The following is a 16,801-nucleotide window of genomic DNA, read 5'->3' as shown; positions in this document are numbered from 1 at the left end:
AATGATTACTTGTGAAGGCTTAGTCAAAATTTACAAATCAGACGAAGTGGAAGTTGTCGCTTTGCAAGGATTGAACATCCAAGTTGATGCCGGCGAGCTCATGGCCATTATCGGGAACAGCGGAAGCGGCAAGTCTACCTTGTTGAACATCTTGGGAGGTCTGGATCGTCCTTCCGCAGGTCAAGTGAAAGTCGGCGATTGGGATTTGTTGAAAATCACAGATAAGCAGCTGGTCGAATACAAACGCCATACAGTCGGCTTCATTTGGCAAAATAACGCTCGCAATCTTGTTTCCTATTTGACCGCACTTGAAAATGTAGAAATGCCGATGATGCTCAGCGGGAAATATGATCCCGCCTATGCCAAACAATTGTTGGAATGGGTCGGGCTTAGCCATCGGCTGAACAATAAACTGCAAGAGCTGTCAGGAGGCGAACAACAGCGTGTAGCTATCGCGATTTCGCTTGCTAACCGTCCGAGGCTGCTGCTCGCCGATGAACCTACAGGTTCCGTAGATTCCAAAACGGCGGATATGATACTAAACATTTTTCAGCGTCTGAATAAAGAATTGGGGGTTACGATTGTGATTGTTACCCATGATTTATCCATGGCTGGAAAAGTGGGAAGAGTCGTTGCTATCCGGGATGGAATGACCAGTTCAGAGTTTATTGCGCGCAGTCCGTCACTTGTAGGAACGGCGGGTATTGCGGGTGGACTTGCAAATAAGGACCATGAAGAGTTTGTTGTATTAGACCGTGCAGGCCGCTTGCAAGTGCCCAAAGCTTATCTGAACGCCTTGCAAATCGAAGGCAAAGCAACGATGGAGTTTGACGGCGAGAAAATTATGATTAAAGCGCCAAAAGCCATACCGGCTTTTGGGGGCAAAGATATGAATTCACATGCTGACGGAGGTAAATCCAAATGAAATCAATTACACGTAAAATGGTCGCTACATCTTTGACCTTGGCCATGGTCGTACCCCTTGCAGTGGCTTGTACCAAGGGTGAGAAAAAGGACGATAAACAGGAACGGGTGCTGAAGATCGCCACATCCATGGGGTTCGGTGATGATGAGTATTTCCGACAACAGTTTACAGAAATATTTGAGTTCGCCAACCCGAATATTAAGATTGAAATGATTCCAACGATGGATGATAAGTATCGCTATGGCGGGGTGCAGCCTGGTGAGAAGATGCCGGATCCGATGGAGAAGCTGAAAGAGGTCATGCAGGGGGATAACCCGCCGGATGTCGTGATGGTCGGCTTCGAACAGCTGCCGGATATTATTGAAAGCAATATGCTGACGCAACTGGATCCGCTGATTACGAAAGATAAATTCGATACAACAGGCATTGTGCCTGCTGTCATTGATGGCATCAAAAACGCTGGCAGTGGTAAGTTGTATGCACTTGCGCCAACCTTCTCGTCCTCGGCTTTGATTTATAATAAGAAAATGTTCACGGATGCCGGTGTTGATTTTCCGAAAGACGGTATGACGTGGGATGAGGTTTTTGACCTTTCCAAACGGCTGACCAAAGGAGAAGGAGAGAACCGATTGAACGGCTTCTCATTCTCAACGCAGGCTCAAGGCGATTTGTTCTATGGCATGCAAATGTACACGGCTCCGCTTCAACTCAAGATGTTTGATGATGCTGGAGATAAAATGACGGTGGATACGGATCAGTGGGAAAAAGTATGGACGAAGATGGCACAGCTGCAAAAAGACAATGTGTTCCCTGAGCTTATGGATCCACAAAAGGGGATGAATCGGAAATTCGATCAAGAAAATCCTTTTGCTTATGACGATTTCATGTCGAACCGCTTGGCAATGGGAATTATTAATTATGGTCAAATTCAACAAATTACGAATGCGAACAAAAACGCTGCCAGCTACAAAGGATTTACACCGATTGATTGGGATGTTGTAACAATTCCTTCCCATCCTGAAGCGAAAGGCGTGGGCGGTTCCATTTATATGAATGGGATTATGGGGATTAACGCGAAAGCGCAGAATCCGGACGATGCCTGGAAATTCATTAAATTCGTGAATGGCGATGACTGGGCCAAACTGAAATCATACAGTTCTTATAACTTAGTTGCGCGTTCCAAGTATTTGAAGCCGAAAGACGGTTTGGACTTCCATATGGAGGCATTTTACAATGTTATTCCTGCTCCGTCGGATAATAACTTCAAAATTTATCGTGATAAGCCAAATATTTATCAAGTCCAAGAAATTGGCCATCAATTGTTTAACAATGTTTTACAAGGAAAAACGACGGCTCGTGAGGCACTGAAAGAATGGCAAACCCAAGGCGATGCGATGCTGAAGCAAATGAAGGAAAATCCAGGTGAACCGCCGAAACCTATGACTATGCAAGCTGTGCCTGCCGGTTAATAACGACTAACGATAAGATGACTGTTACAAACAATGAAGGAGGCCATTCACACCATGAAGATCAAGTTCGGCTACAAATATGCGGCCACAATTGCTTTGTCTGCCACAATGGCATTTGGCGCCATAACCCCCGTTTGGGCAGATGGTAGTCCAGCCGCCGTAACTATGGCGATAGGTAAGGTACCGATTACGAATAGCAGCTATTTTGAATTAAAGCAAATTCATGTTTTACCTGATCAAAGCGGCAAGATCGCGACTTTCACGATTACGATTCATAATGAAGGCAGCAGTGAACTGCAATTTATTGATTACTGGGCTAGATTGAAAAGTAAATCAGGCAATCAATTCTCAGCGCGCTTGCTGCCTGCTGATAAGGATAAGAACCGGGTAGCCCCCGGTTCTACAACCGATTTAACATTCTATGCAACGGTGAATCCAAGCACGAATCTTCAGGACCTTGTTGTCCAATTCATCAAGTGGGATTTTAGCCAAACGAATTTCGAACGGGTGCTTGGAGAGGTCGCTGTACCGGAGAATTATACAGATGTCGTTCCCTCTGAAGGTACGGGCACCATTTCGATTGGCGGCGTGGAAGTACGCGCTTCTATTAAAAAATTCGTCAGCAACAAAAACGAGAAATATCATGTTCCTACGGTTTATCTGACCTTGGAGAATGTAGGTAGTCATGCTGTAACTGTCCCTGCTTACTTATTCTCAATTAGGACACAGGACGGGCTCTTGTATCCTTTGGAAGCCAAAGGGGTCAAGGATTTGAAAATTAATCCAAAAGAGAGTAAGGAAATTCAGCTCTCCGGTTCGATTCCCGTAGCTGTAGCCGCGGATGCTTGGCAGCTGGCCATTGCGGATACGATTGCGGATTTGAAGCTTAATGTAGCCGTAGCCAATTTCCAACTTCCTGCCGTATCATCGCAAGAAGGTGGTTCCATTGGCAAAGAGTATTCTTTCACGAATAAATCGGGCGTTTACACAGCTCAGCTAGGTGGTCTTCACCGTCTTCCTTGGGAGGATCAAGATCTTTTGACAGCAGATCTAGTACTGAGCAATAAGGGAGATGAGTCGCTGCCCATTCCGAAACTGTCCGGATATTTCCTCCTGGATGATGCGGTCAAAATCGATGCAAAGCTTATCCAGACAGCTAAAGTGATTGGGCTTGGAGCGGGTACAAGCGTTAACCTGCAGCTTGCCGGCAAATTGCCGTATACGTATGAGTTCTCTCACGTGAAGCTTGTACTCCAAGAGAATGAGGGAGATGAGCCAGCTACGGGAACAGAGACTACAAGCACAACAACAACGGATGTTCTTGAGTTCTCAACTCAAGCTGAACTGCAAGCCGTTCCTTTAATTGGATTGGGCGAATCCTACTCGTCGACGGATGTCGGGCGCAAAGCCAAGTATGCAGTTAGAAGTGTATCGACCTATGAGGACAAAACGAGCATCATGTATTCCGCTATGGTTGAGGTGACTAACCTGGAGAAAAGATTCACGAACGCCACCAAGCTTGTCGCGAATTTCCGGTCGCCAGACGGAACCGTATTCCCGGCTTCTGTTGCCGAAGTGAAGAACAAAATTTCTCCATCGGGAAAAGGGCTGCTTAACGTTTGGGCGCCTGTGCCAAAAGGCTTTTCAACGGAGAATATGAATTTGCTTCTTGGCGAAGCCGTAACGGAAGGAAAACTGTCGGAAGGCGACAAGGCTGTAGCTGATTCCTATGTAAATCCAGTTGCCTATACACTGCCAGCGGAGATTACGAAAGTGGCAGATACACTTACAAATGTGGACTTATTCCCTTACACGATTAGCATTAATAAAATTGGGACGAGTATTGAGGATAAAGTATTTACACTCAAATTCAACTACGAGTTAACGAAAGAGAAGCTTACCGAAATTAATACCGAAGGCCACAACTTATTGCTTGTATTTGAAGATGGCGGCGGAATTAAACGTTTTGAGAGGAGATTCGATTTCAAAGACTTTGACGTCTTCAATGGAGAATCCACGGGAGATGAGGATACGAAGATGCGACTTGGGAAAAGAGAGAATTTCAAAATCTCGATCCCCGATGAAGGCCTTATTTTTAACACAAAATTCCTGCAAAAATATACACTTAGTGTGTACGACGAATTCCAGGGGCAACGAAAATTAGTTGCTTCTCAGAAAGCAGATTGGTTTATTACTACGGATTAATAACATACATCTAAGGGTTGTCTCAAATGGTCTGCAAAAACCAATGAGCAGCCCTTTTTTTGTGTCCAGTCATAAGAAGTCATAACAGGATTGCCCGCCATATGACCAACATATGACTGAAATATGACTTCACTCACCTGTTTTTATACATAGCCCGATATATAATAAACCCAGACCGAAAAAAAACATAAATTTTCCAATGTAATTTTATGTTTTGTTAAGAAATTCCAAGTATGATGGTTGAGTGAGTGTTTCAGAGTATTAAAGCTGGTGATAGGGGAGAAGTGAGAATGATCAAGTTAACCGAGTTTTCAATGAAAAATGTAGCAGCAATTTTCATTCTGATGCTGCTGTTAGTCGTAGGTGGTACGTACTCCACAACGACGCTCAAGGTAGAAAGCTTTCCAGACATTACTTTTCCGGTCGTCATTGTAAGTACTACATACGTAGCGCCTCCTAAGGATGTGCTAGACGAAGTTACGAAGCCGCTCGAAAAGGCGGTTGCAGGACTAGACGGTTTAAAGACCCTTAGCTCAAGTTCGCAGGATAATTACTCACAAATTATTTTGGAGCTTGAACAGGATAAGAAGCCGGAAGATGTGAAGAAGGACGTTGAGAGCTTAATCTCCAATGTTAAGCTTCCGCAGGGATCTGAGAAGCCTAAGGTGTTGACAGCCGGCTTTGCTTCCGAACCGGTCTACTATCTAGCCGTATACGGTGACGAGGGAATGAACCAAGCTGAGCTGGATAATGCGTACAAGGATACAATTCTTCCAGGCTTTAATGGACTTAAAGGGGTTGACCATGTCGACTCTGTCGGTAACCAGGACGCAGTACTCACGATTAAGCTGGATGCGCCTGCGATTAACAACTATGGTTTAACTCCAGCGGATGTATCTGGATCCATTAAGGCAGCATTGGTTTCCAGTCCTGCAGGTACCGTGGATTTCAATGGTAACCAACAGATGGTTCGTGTGAAAGGCGAAATGGATACCATCTACAATTTGGACAATTTAAAAATCACGACAAAAACAGGCGATACGCTACTCCTTAAGCAGATAGCCAAGGTTGAAGCCATTAGCGAATCCAAGTTTATTGCCAGATTAGACGATAAACCGGCGATCGGTGTGCTTTTGTACAAAACCAAAGCGGCCAACGCTGTTGAATTTGCAGATAGCGCAGATAAATTAATGACAGACTGGGCCCAGACTTTGCCTGGTGTGAAGTTTCACAAAATTTATAACTCAGCCAACGATATTAAAGATTCTATCCATGGAATGGTCCAAGAAGGCGGCTTAGGTGCAATCCTGGCATCTGTCATGATCTTGCTGTTCCTCCGTAATATACGGATGACACTGATCGTACTCGTTTCCATTCCTCTATCGATTCTCGTCACGTTGTTAGTCATGGGACCATTGGGCATTTCCCTGAATATCATGACGCTTGGCGGTATGGCAATCGCGGTTGGCCGGGTAGTAGACGACAGTATCGTCGTTATCGAAAATATTTATAGCCAGCTGCAAGTGGCTCAACAACGTAATGAATCCGTTATTCGATTAGCAACGAAACAAGTTTCGAGTGCAATTACGTCTTCAACCATTACAACCGTAGGTGTATTTGGTCCGATCGGCTTCGTAAGCGGGGTTGTCGGCGAAGTTTTCCGTCCTTTTGCGATAACGCTGGTTGTTGCTCTTTTATCTTCATTAATTGTTGCGTTAACTGTCATTCCTATGTTGGCGAAGCTGATGGTGCTTAAATCCAATAAACTTACCAACCACGATGAACATCATGTTGGACCGATGGGTGAGAAGTATAAGAAAGCGATCATCTGGTCTTTAAACAACCGCATCAAAACGCTTTTGATAGCTGGAGTAGCCCTTATTCTTTCTATTGTTATTACGGTTCCGAATTTAGCAGTGGCCTTCATGCCAAACAGTGAAGCTGTCAAACAAGGGGCCATTGAAATAAAAATGCCTCGCGAAACATCCATTGAGATGATGAATGAAAAATCCAAAGAACTCGAAAGAGAATTGAAGCAGCATAAAGACAAATTGGGCAATCCTGCTTTCAAGTATATCGAATCTCTAGTTGGTTATAACCAAAGCAGCGACCGGTATGCTTATAGAGCGATGATGTTCTTCGAATTAACCGCAGACACAGATGCGACAGAGGCTGTCAAAATCTACAAAGAAGATATGCTGAAATTGATGCCGCCAGGTTCGGATGTCAACGTCCAGTTGTTTACGGGTGGACCTCCAACATCAACAGGCTCTGATTTTGCCTACTCGCTGAAGGGCGATGACCAGTTATATCTCCAACAAGCTGCAAAGATGGTAGAAGAGAAGCTGAAAGAGTTTCCAGAAATAAATGATATTAAAGATAGTTTGAGTGATTCTAAAACGGAAGTTGAGATTACGGTCGATCAAAATAAGGCGCGATTGTACGGACTATCTTCAGCGCAAATTCTACAATCTGTTAGTTCCTGGATCGCAGAAGAAAAGCTCGGAGATTTGAAGTTTAACAATGTGACCTATGCAACCAAAGTTATGCTTAATCCAATGTATAAAAATTCCGTGGATAAATTAGGCACATTCTTGGTCAAAACACCTACGGGTCAAACTATACAGTTAAATGAAGTCGCTCATATTTCGCAAATTGACGCGCCCAACAGCATCAGTCGTGAAGATGAAGAACAAATTGTAAGTGTAAGCGCCAAAATTGACAGTACGGATAAAGGTGGCGTGAGCCAAAAAATAACGGCTGAACTGGCAAAGCTGGAGCTGCCGTCTGGGGTCTCACGTGAAGTCAAAGGGGTTTCTGATGATATTAACAGAAGCTTTATGCAAATGTTTGTCGCCATCTTTGCATCCATTTTCATTGTTTACATTGTCATGGTAATCGCATTTGGGAACGCAAGAGCGCCGCTGGCTATTCTTTTCTCACTGCCGCTTGCGGCTATTGGAGGGCTTCTAGGGCTTTTGATTACGGGAGAATCCATCAATGTTACTTCACTCATCGGTTTCCTCATGCTGATCGGTATCGTTGTAACGAACGCGATTGTACTTGTAGACCGTGTACAGCAGCTTAGGGAGCATGGCCATTCCATCCGTGATGCACTTATTGAGGCAGGGATTACCCGTTTAAGACCGATCATTATGACGGCAGGCGCAACGATTATTGCCCTACTGCCGCTTGGATTAGGTTTATCCAAAGGGACCATTATCTCCAAAGGATTGGCGGTCGTTGTTATTGGGGGACTTACAACTTCAACGTTGTTAACACTGGTCATTGTGCCGATTATGTATGAGATTTTATTTAAAAAGAGAGATCGTCGTTGGTTCAAAAGAAAAGGGAAATCGTCAACCATACAAACGGAGCAAGCACCATCTGCGCTTCAATAAGCTGAATTGGGGAAAAGGAGAAATCGAATATGAAACGTCAGTTGTTCACGATTAAGCAAAGTGCCAAATTATTCGGTGTCGTCGCGCTTAGCGCGGCGATCATCGCAGGATGTTCCGCATCACCTGCTGCAAGCCCGAGCGCAACGCCGGGAACTGCTGCCGAGCAAGGAGTTAAAGTTGTAAAAACGGCTAAAATTGCTAAACAAAAGATTGGTAATCCGATCGAGCAAGTAGGGGATGTTGTCTCTTCCATACAATTGGATGTGGTAGCGAAGTCAGGCGGTGAAGTTATTGAAATTCTTAAAAAACGCGGAGATAAAGTTGAAAAAGGCGATGTGCTGTTCCGCTTGGATCCGACCGATGTTTTGATTCAAAAAGACTTGAATACCGTGAGTATAAAAGGAGCCCAGGCCGGGCTTGTTGAAGCCAAACAGAAGACAGCCAACGGGATTGCTGATGCCAAAGACGGGGTGTCCAAATTAGAAACGGCCGTTAGCGATCTTGAGAAGGCCTATAATAAGGCTCGTAATGAATACGATCTAGGTACAGCAACGAAAACGCAGTTAGAACAGTCCGAAACAGCGCTAACAAATATGAAAAAAGATTTGGAGAGCGCACGTAGAACGCTGAAAACTGCGCAAGAGACGAATTCTCTTGCACAAGTGGAAACTAGTCTGGAGTCAGCACAGGTAAGCGCACGGAGCATTGATAGAACGCTAAGCAACCTCGATGTAAAAGCGCCTGCTTCCGGTGTGCTAACGGATCTCAATGTGACCGTTGGTGAAACTTTATCACCAGGCGGCCGTGTCGGTGAAGTGCAGCAGACGAACCCGGTCAAAATCAAGTCCCAACTGACCGAAGCATCGGCAGCTCTCGTTCGAGGCAAAAACGAACTTATTTTCTACATACCAGACGTAACAGATAAAGCGAGCGCTAAAGTCACATATTTATCTGATGTGATCAATGGTCAATCCAAGGCGTATGATTTGGAGTTAGAGGTCCCGAATCCGGATGGCAAGTTGAAACCGGGCTCCAAAGCGCAAGTCGAGCTTACAAAAGACGATGAACAAATCGTACCGGTTATCCCGAGCCTTAGTATCGTTCGCGAAGGCGGCGACAGCTATGTGTATATCGCGAACGGGGAAACCGTACAAAAGCGTAAGGTTGAACTTGGTCGCCTAAACGAAACGAATCAAGAAGTGTTATCCGGTGTTAAGGAAGGCGAGATGCTCGTAATTTCCGGACAGCACCAGCTGAAAGATCAAGATAAAATTAAAGTGAGCAACTAGCAGGGGCTCAAGGAGGAGAACTACGTGAATAAGAAAATGAAGAGATCACTGGCCACTATTGTACTATTCGCTGCACTTTTAACTACCGCTTCTTTTCCTGCATGGGCTGCGGAGGGTGTGAGCTCGGCAGTTTTCGCTCAAACAAGCACGAATACCAGCTATGCGCTGACAGATAAAGTTGAAGTGGAAATCAAAAGCATACTCAACCAGCATGAATCGGATTCAACGAAGCTGGGAGCAGTCATTCGGATTAAAAATACCACCGATAAAATAACTCGTGTCCCTGATTTTGAATTACGTGTTCGCATGGCGGATGGCATTGAATATACGCTGCAGCCGAGCGCCAAAAATCCAAAGTCGATACTACCGAAGACGCAGCAAGAGCTTAGCTATCTAACGAATGCAGAACGCAGCGACGATGCTGAGCTTAGTGAGCTTAGCTTTGTAGATGTGGATATGGAAGTATATCCAAAAAAAGAAACAACACTGCTGAGCGTACCGGTTGACGCGGCGCTCGTGTGGAAAGGCAGTGACAGCACGATTACCAAAGCTTCTGCACTTCTGAAGTGGGGCGAGGCTTTCACGCTGCCATCACTTAGGACATCAGTAGGATTCATTCCTGTAGATATCCACAAGGAAATCACAGCCAAAGGCGTGTCTACTGTTGTGCAAATTCAGGTCGTCAATCCAACGAATGAACGTCAAACCGTGCCGAATTTCGGAATCGACGGCAAGACGGAGAGCAAGGTTTATTCCGGAGATCGTGCGGAAGCTTCCGTTGTGCTTGATCCGGGTGAGAAAAAGTATATCCACATCGTGATCCCAACCGATTTGGACACTGAATTCACGAGTTTGAATGTCGTGACGCCAGAGAGTTTCTTCGCCTCGCAGGGGGATGGCAAATTGCAAGAAGATACTTACCGTGTAGGACGCGCGAACATTTTACTGCCTGTTGGAGCGGCGACACAAGGCGTCATTCCGGCTCCAGATTACACATTGGGAACACCTGTTAAACTGGATTCTACGAATAAATTCGTACCATCCAATGTTGATGTGTCGCTTGTTGAACTGCATGTCACCAACAATGAAGATGATGGATTCAATACGGCAGTTGCCAAATTTAAACTAACGAATAATAGCGATCGTCCAGTCCCTATTCCAGCGATACAAACGGAGCTTGTAAGCAAAGACGGCTTTGCTTATGGAGGAAGAAGACAGTTGGCAACTGCGCTTAGTGTTGTTCCTAAGGCTTCTTATGTTGTCAGCTATTCCTATGCGCTTCCTGCTTCCGAAACGGGCGAGGGCTTGAAGATGAACTTATACAGCCAGCAAGTTAGCGGAGATACGGTGTATAAGTCTTTGCTCGCAACAGCGAAAGTGCCAGTTCAGGACAACGAGACAACGAGTAAAGTACTTAACGTTTACCCTTACGAGATCAATATTAAGGACTGGAGTATCTCAGCGATATACCAAGCTTCCTTGACCTACGATTACAAGTTGAAGCTGGAGCTGGACATTAAACCGGATAAACAGGTGACAGCAGATAAGTATAACAACATGCTTTCCTTTGAGTTATTTGATAAAGTTGGCAATCCCGTTGGAAAAACAACAAGAGATTTGTCAGGCGAAGGTAGATTGTACAATGGTACGAATACAATTGACCTAAGCGCGAGATCCGGCCAACTGGATTTCCCGATTCAAGTCAAAGTTTACGAGACCTTTACGAACGAATACGGAGAAACGGTTAAACGATTCCTTACAACGTTCAAACAATAGTCTTTCAATGGATAAATCGCCTGGTGGTGCATGAAGCACTGCTAGGCGGTTTTTCGTTTTTATCGTGCATACAGGATGTTCGTGAGGTGGGACTCATAAGTCTGATCTGTTTTGGATAAGATAGGTTTATCGATTTCATTAAAACGGAGTGATTGCGATGAACTGGATATATTGGGCAAAATTATATGATTCCAAGTTTCAAGCGGGCTGTCTGGCGAAAAGAATGGAAGAAGACTGGTGGATTTACGGGTACGAATGCCCACAAGAAGTAGAAGTTTTCAAGTCGAAAAAGGGACGTTTCGGCGTTCGTTACAATACGTAATTTCCTGCATTTTATCTAAAAATTAACGCTTGACTTACCACTCGCGCTTAGTGTATATTTATTTTTGTCGCTGTTGAGCGGCAACATGACGCGGGGTGGAGCAGCTCGGTAGCTCGTCGGGCTCATAACCCGAAGGCCGCAGGTTCAAATCCTGCCCCCGCAACCAAATTTTATTTGGGCCTATAGCTCAGTTGGTTAGAGCGGTCGGCTCATAACCGATTGGTCGGGGGTTCGAGTCCCTCTGGGCCCATAGTAGTGAAACCCTTTGAATAAGGGTTTTTTATTATTTTAGAAGATAAAACAAGCCTCTTATTTTCATCAATCGTTTGATGAAGATGAGGGGCTTGTGCACGTTTTGTGCACATTGTTTACAAAAAAATAATCAGAGAATCAATTTGAAAGGTATGGTAAACTGTGTAAGAAATTACTACTTGGAGGAAGTTGCATGCCATTAAAATTTATTAGAAGAAGCCTCATTTTATCTGCATTACTAGTATGGACTTATTCACCATTAGCTGTGTTTGCTTCATCTACAAGTGGATCCTCTTACATCAAGTTAACATTGGGGGAAACCAAAGCTTCAATTAATGACAAGAGCGTTACGCTTCAAATGTCTCCGCACCTTGTAGAGAATACAACGATGGTACCGCTCCGATTTGTTACAGAAGCCTTAGGCGCTACCGTTAAATGGGATGGAGCGGCACAGAGAGTTGACTTGACATATGGGACAAAGCTCCTCTCCATGCAGATAGGAAATGCAACTGCTCATGTAGATGGTACGCCAATTCACCTTGAGCAAGCTCCTATTATTGAAAATGAAGTCACTCTTGTGCCGATTCGGTTCATTGCAGAGAATTTCCAACAGACAGTTACATTCGATGAACATACTCGGGTTATCACGATTGCCTCATCTGACAACCAAAGCCCGAATGGTGCTCTCCCTGTCAAAAAGCCGCTGGATAAGCCAACGGTTGATAATCTAACTTCACAGAACTCAATAAAAATTCCTTTAACTGGACTTCTCCCATCATCTGGACTTTCTCCAGGTTATTTCTTTAATGATATGGAGATGATCTCGGATGGTAAGGATGATTTGTACTTCATCTCACAAAATGATCAGTCTAACTTCTATATCAAGAAGATGAATTTGAGCAAAGGAAAAGAGATAAATTTAGAAACCATCGTTTCGTTCAACGATACAAAGTTTGATTTTGAATATAAAGACGAGCATGGTTCGGCAAGCAAATTTCTACGTTATGAATTCATCCCAAAATCATTATTCTATGACCAAGCCTCAGATAGACTTTTTGTCATGGGGAGAGACTTTTATAATAAAATGGCGGTTTTTTATCAAGTATGGCCTAGCGTGAAAATGATTGCGTTCGATACGAGTGGACAATTAGATACGGATACGGATTTTATTCAACCTTTGAATGACGGACAAACGTATGCGATAAGCAACTCTTTCAAAAACATCCTGTACACAGCTCATGAGGGGGAGAGGCTCACATCCTATTTGAGTGTCGAGGGAAATCGCATGCATCATCTTGTTCCTCTTGTTAATAATGGGATCTTGTATGTTCTTGATCGCGAGAGCAAGCAAATAAAAGAGATTACTCCTGGGGTAGGATCACGGGTAGTTGCTACATTAACTATGGAACAAATAAATACCGCAATCACGTATGATGGATATTTTTTCCTTACAGATGCGAAGCAATTTTATCGAGTCAATGTAGAGGGGAAGATTGAACCCTACGCGAATATGGATAATGCCATTTATAAAAAGGGTATTTTTAATTCTTTGACAGGGAACTATGATCAGATGCCCATTCCTCCAGGTTACTCGGGAGCAATAAATGATGATTATGATTTTGAGCCTAAAAAAATGGTTCTTGGTATTTCGCCGCACTTTGCCATTGATGCCGATGGTAATATTCTGATTTATGATGATATCAGTTTAATTCTTAGGAAAATTACCGTTTTCGAGAATTAAGCTGGAGTGTTCAACAATAAAAAAATTGCAAAGGAGCTGCTTGTTATGTGCCGAAATATTAAGCCGCTTTTTAACTTCAACCCAGTTGCTACAGATGCTGAGATTCAGGCGGCTTCATTACAATTTGTTAGAAAAATATCGGGTTTCACCGCGCCATCCAAGGCTAATGAAGAAGCTTTCAACCGAGCGGTTACTGAAGTTGCGCTAGCTGCACGTCAATTAATGGATTCACTCGTCACTACTGCGGAGCCGCGCAATCGAGAAATCGAAATCGAGCGTGCACGCGCTAGAAACGCCAAACGATTCGGAACCGTAAAAAAACTGGAGTCCTAATAAAAAGGCTTTTACCTTCTTAGGTAAGAGCCTTTTTGTTGCTTTCCTTTCATTAGCAACTCATTTGAAGGTAGCAATCTATTGTCTACGAGCATATGATGTAACAAACTAGTAGAAATTAGGTGATAGAAAGTGACCAAAGGTTTTGATTGCTCAACGCCTTTAACGGCGCAAACCGCCGCAGCTTTCGTCAAAGATGGCTACTCGTTTGTGGCCAGATATCTCGTCCCGAGCGGGTATAAGGCTTTAACGAAAAGTGAAGCGGAACGAATCAGCCAAGCAGGTTTGGACATTGTATCTGTTTTCGAAACTACAGCAAACCGGGCTCTTGGCGGTAGAAATGCAGGATTGGCTGACGGCGCTACCGCGGTACAGGTGGCTCATCAGCTGGGACAGCCCGTAGGAAGCTGTATCTATTTTGCTGTCGATTTTGACGCGACTAGCGCTCAAATGGCTACGGTTATAGCGTACATCCAAGCGGCAAGTGAAGCGACTCCGGAGTATACCACCGGTGTATATGGGTCGTATGCGGTTATGGAAGCTGTGAAGCAAGCAGGTGCTTGCTCAAGGTTTTGGCAGACCTACGCATGGAGCGGCGGTAAAAAATCCACATTCATTAACATTTATCAATATTTGAATGATGTTTCCGAGAATGGCATCCAGATAGATCATGACGAATCCTATGGCAGTGAAGGCTGGTGGAATACACTGACACCAGTGAACTATCCACTTACAACGCATGATGCCAATGTCATCATTCCTTTTCTGTCTGCCGGTTATATGGCGACAACTTCGCTTCCAGCCCGAGCAGAATTCAATCGCTTGGCGAATGAACTGCGCAAGGCGTCTGGTCAGCCGCTGCAGTAAATGTAAAGCCCGTTAACTCTCATTATCTGAGAGTTAACGGGCTTTTGTCATTGCATGACAGCGCTGCGAATGTACCAGCGCGAATCAAGGGAAGCTCTTTCGAGCCGAAAGAGCACACGCCTGTGTGCAGGCGCGGAAGCACGTGCCGGTGTAACCGTAACGTCGACCGCAGCCTCAAGCTCGAGGAGCTGGGACACGTCCCGCTCCGGGAACTTGGACAGGCGGCGCATGCTTCGCACATGCATCGCCTGCTCTTGCCCTGTGGTGACCTGCAGCAGCTGCAGGTCACCTTGGTTGGCGCCGCTGATCCAGACGTCGATCAGCGCCCAAGGCGAAAGCTTGCTGATGTAGGACGTCAGCAAGCCTGCCGCGCGGTGCACCATGACCTGGTGCGCCGGATCCGAGGAGTGGGAGCCATGCGTCACGCTCCCGAGGAAGTGAATGCAGAAATGACCGTTGAAGTCATTTCCGGGAATCCCGTCTCCGCCATGCGGCATGCCATGCATGGAGCCGGCCAGTGTGCGGCCGTTAAACTTCACGAGGACCGCTTTGCGGTCCCAGCTCCAGGCGCCGCCATAAATGGTTTTGAGCGTCGCAGAGTCGGTCTTCGTCAGCGGTTGGACATCCGCGTGGCTAGAACCCGCGCGGCGCTGTCCTTCAAAGCTAAGACCGCTTTCCACGTCGGTTATCGTGAATTTACTATATTTGGGGATGACGGCGCTTGCGTCTTCCCAAGTCAGGATCTCGCCATAGTGCTGAGCTCTAAGTGCTTGAACTTGCGTGCGAAGCGCTTCTTGCACGCCCGGTGACACCGCATAAATGGATTTGGTCATTGAATCAACCAATTCCCCATTTTCCGTGACGCCGTAATGTTGCGTCTGCCCTTTTTTATGATAAATGAGGGTGGTATCCGGCGGCAAAGGCTCCGTATACGAAGCGCCTGCCTGTAGCTGCTCAAGCTCTCGCTGTAATTTTTTATTTTCAAAAGATGATTCTGATCGGTAGGCGGCATGTGGAGAGGCTTGGACGACCAACTGAAAAGTAGTCGTATTCGTCGTTTCTTGAGACCTGAGGGCTTGACCATAAGCATGGTGGCCGAATGGACAAAACAAACAAATGGACATCACAGAAAGCAACAGGGTGCAGATCATCGTTCGGAGCAAGCGGGTTGCTCGGGCATGATGCATAGGTAAGCTTCCTCCTGAATTGATTTTAGTAGCGGTCCACATTTGAACAGCAGGATGAAACGCCATAGTCAAGTTTTTACTAATTGCCATAAATTTATGAACAAATTCATCGTCATCTGCTGCCCGAATGGCATCTGTGTTAAAATATAGCAGTACTTAGGAAAGGGAGGTTATCTCATGCAATCAAGTGAAAGTAAAGCATTTGAGCTACATATAGCAGAGGATCGGATTGTGAGAGGTGATTTCTATGAAGCGGCGTCTGGGCCGGCTCTGGGGACCTTGATCATTTGCCATGGATACAAAGGTTTCAAAAACTGGGGGATGTTTCCGCACGTAGCGCAAGCATTATCTAAGGATGTAAATGTCATGGCCATCAATTTCTCTCACAATGGTGTTGGAGAGGATCTGCATGAATTTACAGAGCTCGAGAAGTTCGCGCGCGATACATATTCTAGGGATCTTGAAGATTTGGAAGCCGTTGTGGAAGAAATTCGGCGAAATGAACAGCTTGCTGGTGCTGATTCTGATGCCGGAGGGAAACCGATATTGCTTTTGGGACATAGCAGAGGGGCAGGGGTATGCCTTATCTATGCGCTTGATCATCCTGATCAAATTGCTGGTGTTATCAGCTGGAATGGCATTTCGAATGTTGATCTGTTGACAGAGGATAATAAAAAAGAGATGCGCACAGCGGGAAGATCGTATACGTTGAACGGTCGTACGAAGCAAAATATGCCGTTAGATCTTGAAATCCTAGAAGATATGGAAAGCAACAGCGAGCGATTCAATATTATGGGCAGAATTAGCGGCGCAGCGTTTCCGATTGCGTTAATTCAAGGAACCGAGGATAGCGAGAGGCTAATTCGAGGCTCACAACAGATGGTCGAGCAAAATTCAGCTATTCAATGGATCCGAATTCCGGAGGGCAATCATACCTTTGGCTCGGTTCATCCTTATCAAGGAGAGTCCCAAGCGCTGAAGCAAGCCATTCAAGAGTCTCTTCAAACCATTCGAGAAATGTTAGGATAAAAAAC

General features: G+C 45.1%; 12 protein-coding genes and 2 tRNA genes. 13 read left to right on the top strand and 1 reads right to left on the bottom strand.

What is annotated here, in order from left to right:
• Position 1: 1 nt before the first annotated feature.
• The 12 genes from GON05_RS21000 (at position 2) to GON05_RS20950 (ending at position 14,580) form a co-directional block, all read left to right on the top strand.
• The gene (locus GON05_RS21000) at positions 2-925 is read left to right on the top strand and encodes an ABC transporter ATP-binding protein (protein ID WP_127452040.1); all 924 of its coding nucleotides are present in this window, start codon (positions 2-4) and stop codon (positions 923-925) included.
• Positions 922-2,394 carry an ABC transporter substrate-binding protein gene (locus tag GON05_RS20995; protein WP_157321512.1) on the top strand — a complete coding sequence of 491 codons (1,473 nt, stop codon included), beginning with the start codon at positions 922-924 and terminating at the stop codon, positions 2,392-2,394. The genes GON05_RS21000 and GON05_RS20995 overlap by 4 nt, the downstream gene beginning before the upstream one ends.
• 54 nt (positions 2,395-2,448) lie before the next feature.
• Positions 2,449-4,599 (top strand): hypothetical protein, encoded by a 2,151-nt coding sequence (locus GON05_RS20990; RefSeq protein WP_157321510.1) that lies wholly within the window; start codon positions 2,449-2,451, stop codon positions 4,597-4,599.
• A 290-nt stretch (positions 4,600-4,889) separates the two neighbouring features.
• A complete protein-coding gene (locus GON05_RS20985) occupies positions 4,890-8,000 on the top strand; it encodes an efflux RND transporter permease subunit (protein ID WP_157321508.1) in 3,111 nt (1,036 codons plus the stop codon).
• A 29-nt stretch (positions 8,001-8,029) separates the two neighbouring features.
• Positions 8,030-9,289: an efflux RND transporter periplasmic adaptor subunit gene (locus tag GON05_RS20980; protein WP_127452047.1), complete on the top strand. Its 1,260-nt coding sequence runs from the start codon at positions 8,030-8,032 to the stop codon at positions 9,287-9,289.
• Between the two features lie 24 nt (positions 9,290-9,313).
• Complete coding sequence (locus tag GON05_RS20975; protein ID WP_157321506.1) at positions 9,314-11,065, top strand: hypothetical protein; 1,752 nt, start codon at positions 9,314-9,316, stop codon at positions 11,063-11,065.
• Positions 11,066-11,222: 157 nt separating this feature from the next.
• A complete protein-coding gene (locus GON05_RS38865; RefSeq protein WP_164484139.1) occupies positions 11,223-11,387 on the top strand; it encodes a hypothetical protein in 165 nt (54 codons plus the stop codon).
• 89 nt (positions 11,388-11,476) lie between these two features.
• A tRNA-Met gene (locus GON05_RS20970) sits at positions 11,477-11,553 on the top strand.
• Positions 11,554-11,563: 10 nt separating this feature from the next.
• Positions 11,564-11,637 (top strand) — tRNA-Ile (locus GON05_RS20965).
• 195 nt (positions 11,638-11,832) lie between these two features.
• Positions 11,833-13,380, top strand: coding sequence for a copper amine oxidase N-terminal domain-containing protein (locus tag GON05_RS20960; RefSeq protein WP_157321504.1), 1,548 nt, complete (start codon positions 11,833-11,835; stop codon positions 13,378-13,380).
• A 45-nt stretch (positions 13,381-13,425) separates the two neighbouring features.
• Complete coding sequence (locus tag GON05_RS20955) at positions 13,426-13,713, top strand: DUF2277 domain-containing protein (protein ID WP_127452054.1); 288 nt, start codon at positions 13,426-13,428, stop codon at positions 13,711-13,713.
• Positions 13,714-13,845: 132 nt separating this feature from the next.
• Positions 13,846-14,580 (top strand): DUF1906 domain-containing protein, encoded by a 735-nt coding sequence (locus tag GON05_RS20950; protein ID WP_181646162.1) that lies wholly within the window; start codon positions 13,846-13,848, stop codon positions 14,578-14,580.
• A 47-nt stretch (positions 14,581-14,627) separates the two neighbouring features.
• Here the strand turns inward: GON05_RS20950 and GON05_RS20945 are convergent, their stop codons facing one another.
• Positions 14,628-15,767: a hypothetical protein gene (locus GON05_RS20945; RefSeq protein WP_157321501.1), complete on the bottom strand. Its 1,140-nt coding sequence runs from the start codon at positions 15,765-15,767 to the stop codon at positions 14,628-14,630.
• Between the two features lie 177 nt (positions 15,768-15,944).
• On the opposite strand from GON05_RS20945, the gene GON05_RS20940 reads away from it, so the two are divergent.
• Positions 15,945-16,796: an alpha/beta hydrolase family protein gene (locus GON05_RS20940; protein WP_157321499.1), complete on the top strand. Its 852-nt coding sequence runs from the start codon at positions 15,945-15,947 to the stop codon at positions 16,794-16,796.
• Positions 16,797-16,801: the final 5 nt, after the last annotated feature.

This window comes from Paenibacillus anseongensis, assembly GCF_009757995.1.
In the GTDB taxonomy this organism is placed as follows: Bacteria; Bacillota; Bacilli; order Paenibacillales; family NBRC-103111; genus Paenibacillus_E; species Paenibacillus_E chondroitinus.
The sequence above is the reverse complement of the archived record's forward strand: the minus strand, read 5'-3'. Positions and strand labels throughout refer to the sequence as shown.

Bases quoted from the DNA above. Each gene is read 5' to 3' on its own strand.
- GON05_RS21000 (WP_127452040.1), top strand. From the start codon at position 2: ATGATTACTTGTGAAGGCTTAGTCAAAATTTACAAATCAGACGAAGTG.
- GON05_RS20995 (WP_157321512.1), top strand. From the start codon at position 922: ATGAAATCAATTACACGTAAAATGGTCGCTACATCTTTGACCTTGGCC.
- GON05_RS38865 (WP_164484139.1), top strand. From the start codon at position 11,223: ATGAACTGGATATATTGGGCAAAATTATATGATTCCAAGTTTCAAGCG.
- GON05_RS20940 (WP_157321499.1), top strand. From the start codon at position 15,945: ATGCAATCAAGTGAAAGTAAAGCATTTGAGCTACATATAGCAGAGGAT.
- GON05_RS20980 (WP_127452047.1), top strand. From the start codon at position 8,030: ATGAAACGTCAGTTGTTCACGATTAAGCAAAGTGCCAAATTATTCGGT.
- GON05_RS20990 (WP_157321510.1), top strand. From the start codon at position 2,449: ATGAAGATCAAGTTCGGCTACAAATATGCGGCCACAATTGCTTTGTCT.
- GON05_RS20985 (WP_157321508.1), top strand. From the start codon at position 4,890: ATGATCAAGTTAACCGAGTTTTCAATGAAAAATGTAGCAGCAATTTTC.
- GON05_RS20955 (WP_127452054.1), top strand. From the start codon at position 13,426: ATGTGCCGAAATATTAAGCCGCTTTTTAACTTCAACCCAGTTGCTACA.
- GON05_RS20945 (WP_157321501.1), bottom strand. From the start codon at position 15,767: ATGCATCATGCCCGAGCAACCCGCTTGCTCCGAACGATGATCTGCACC.
- GON05_RS20960 (WP_157321504.1), top strand. From the start codon at position 11,833: ATGCCATTAAAATTTATTAGAAGAAGCCTCATTTTATCTGCATTACTA.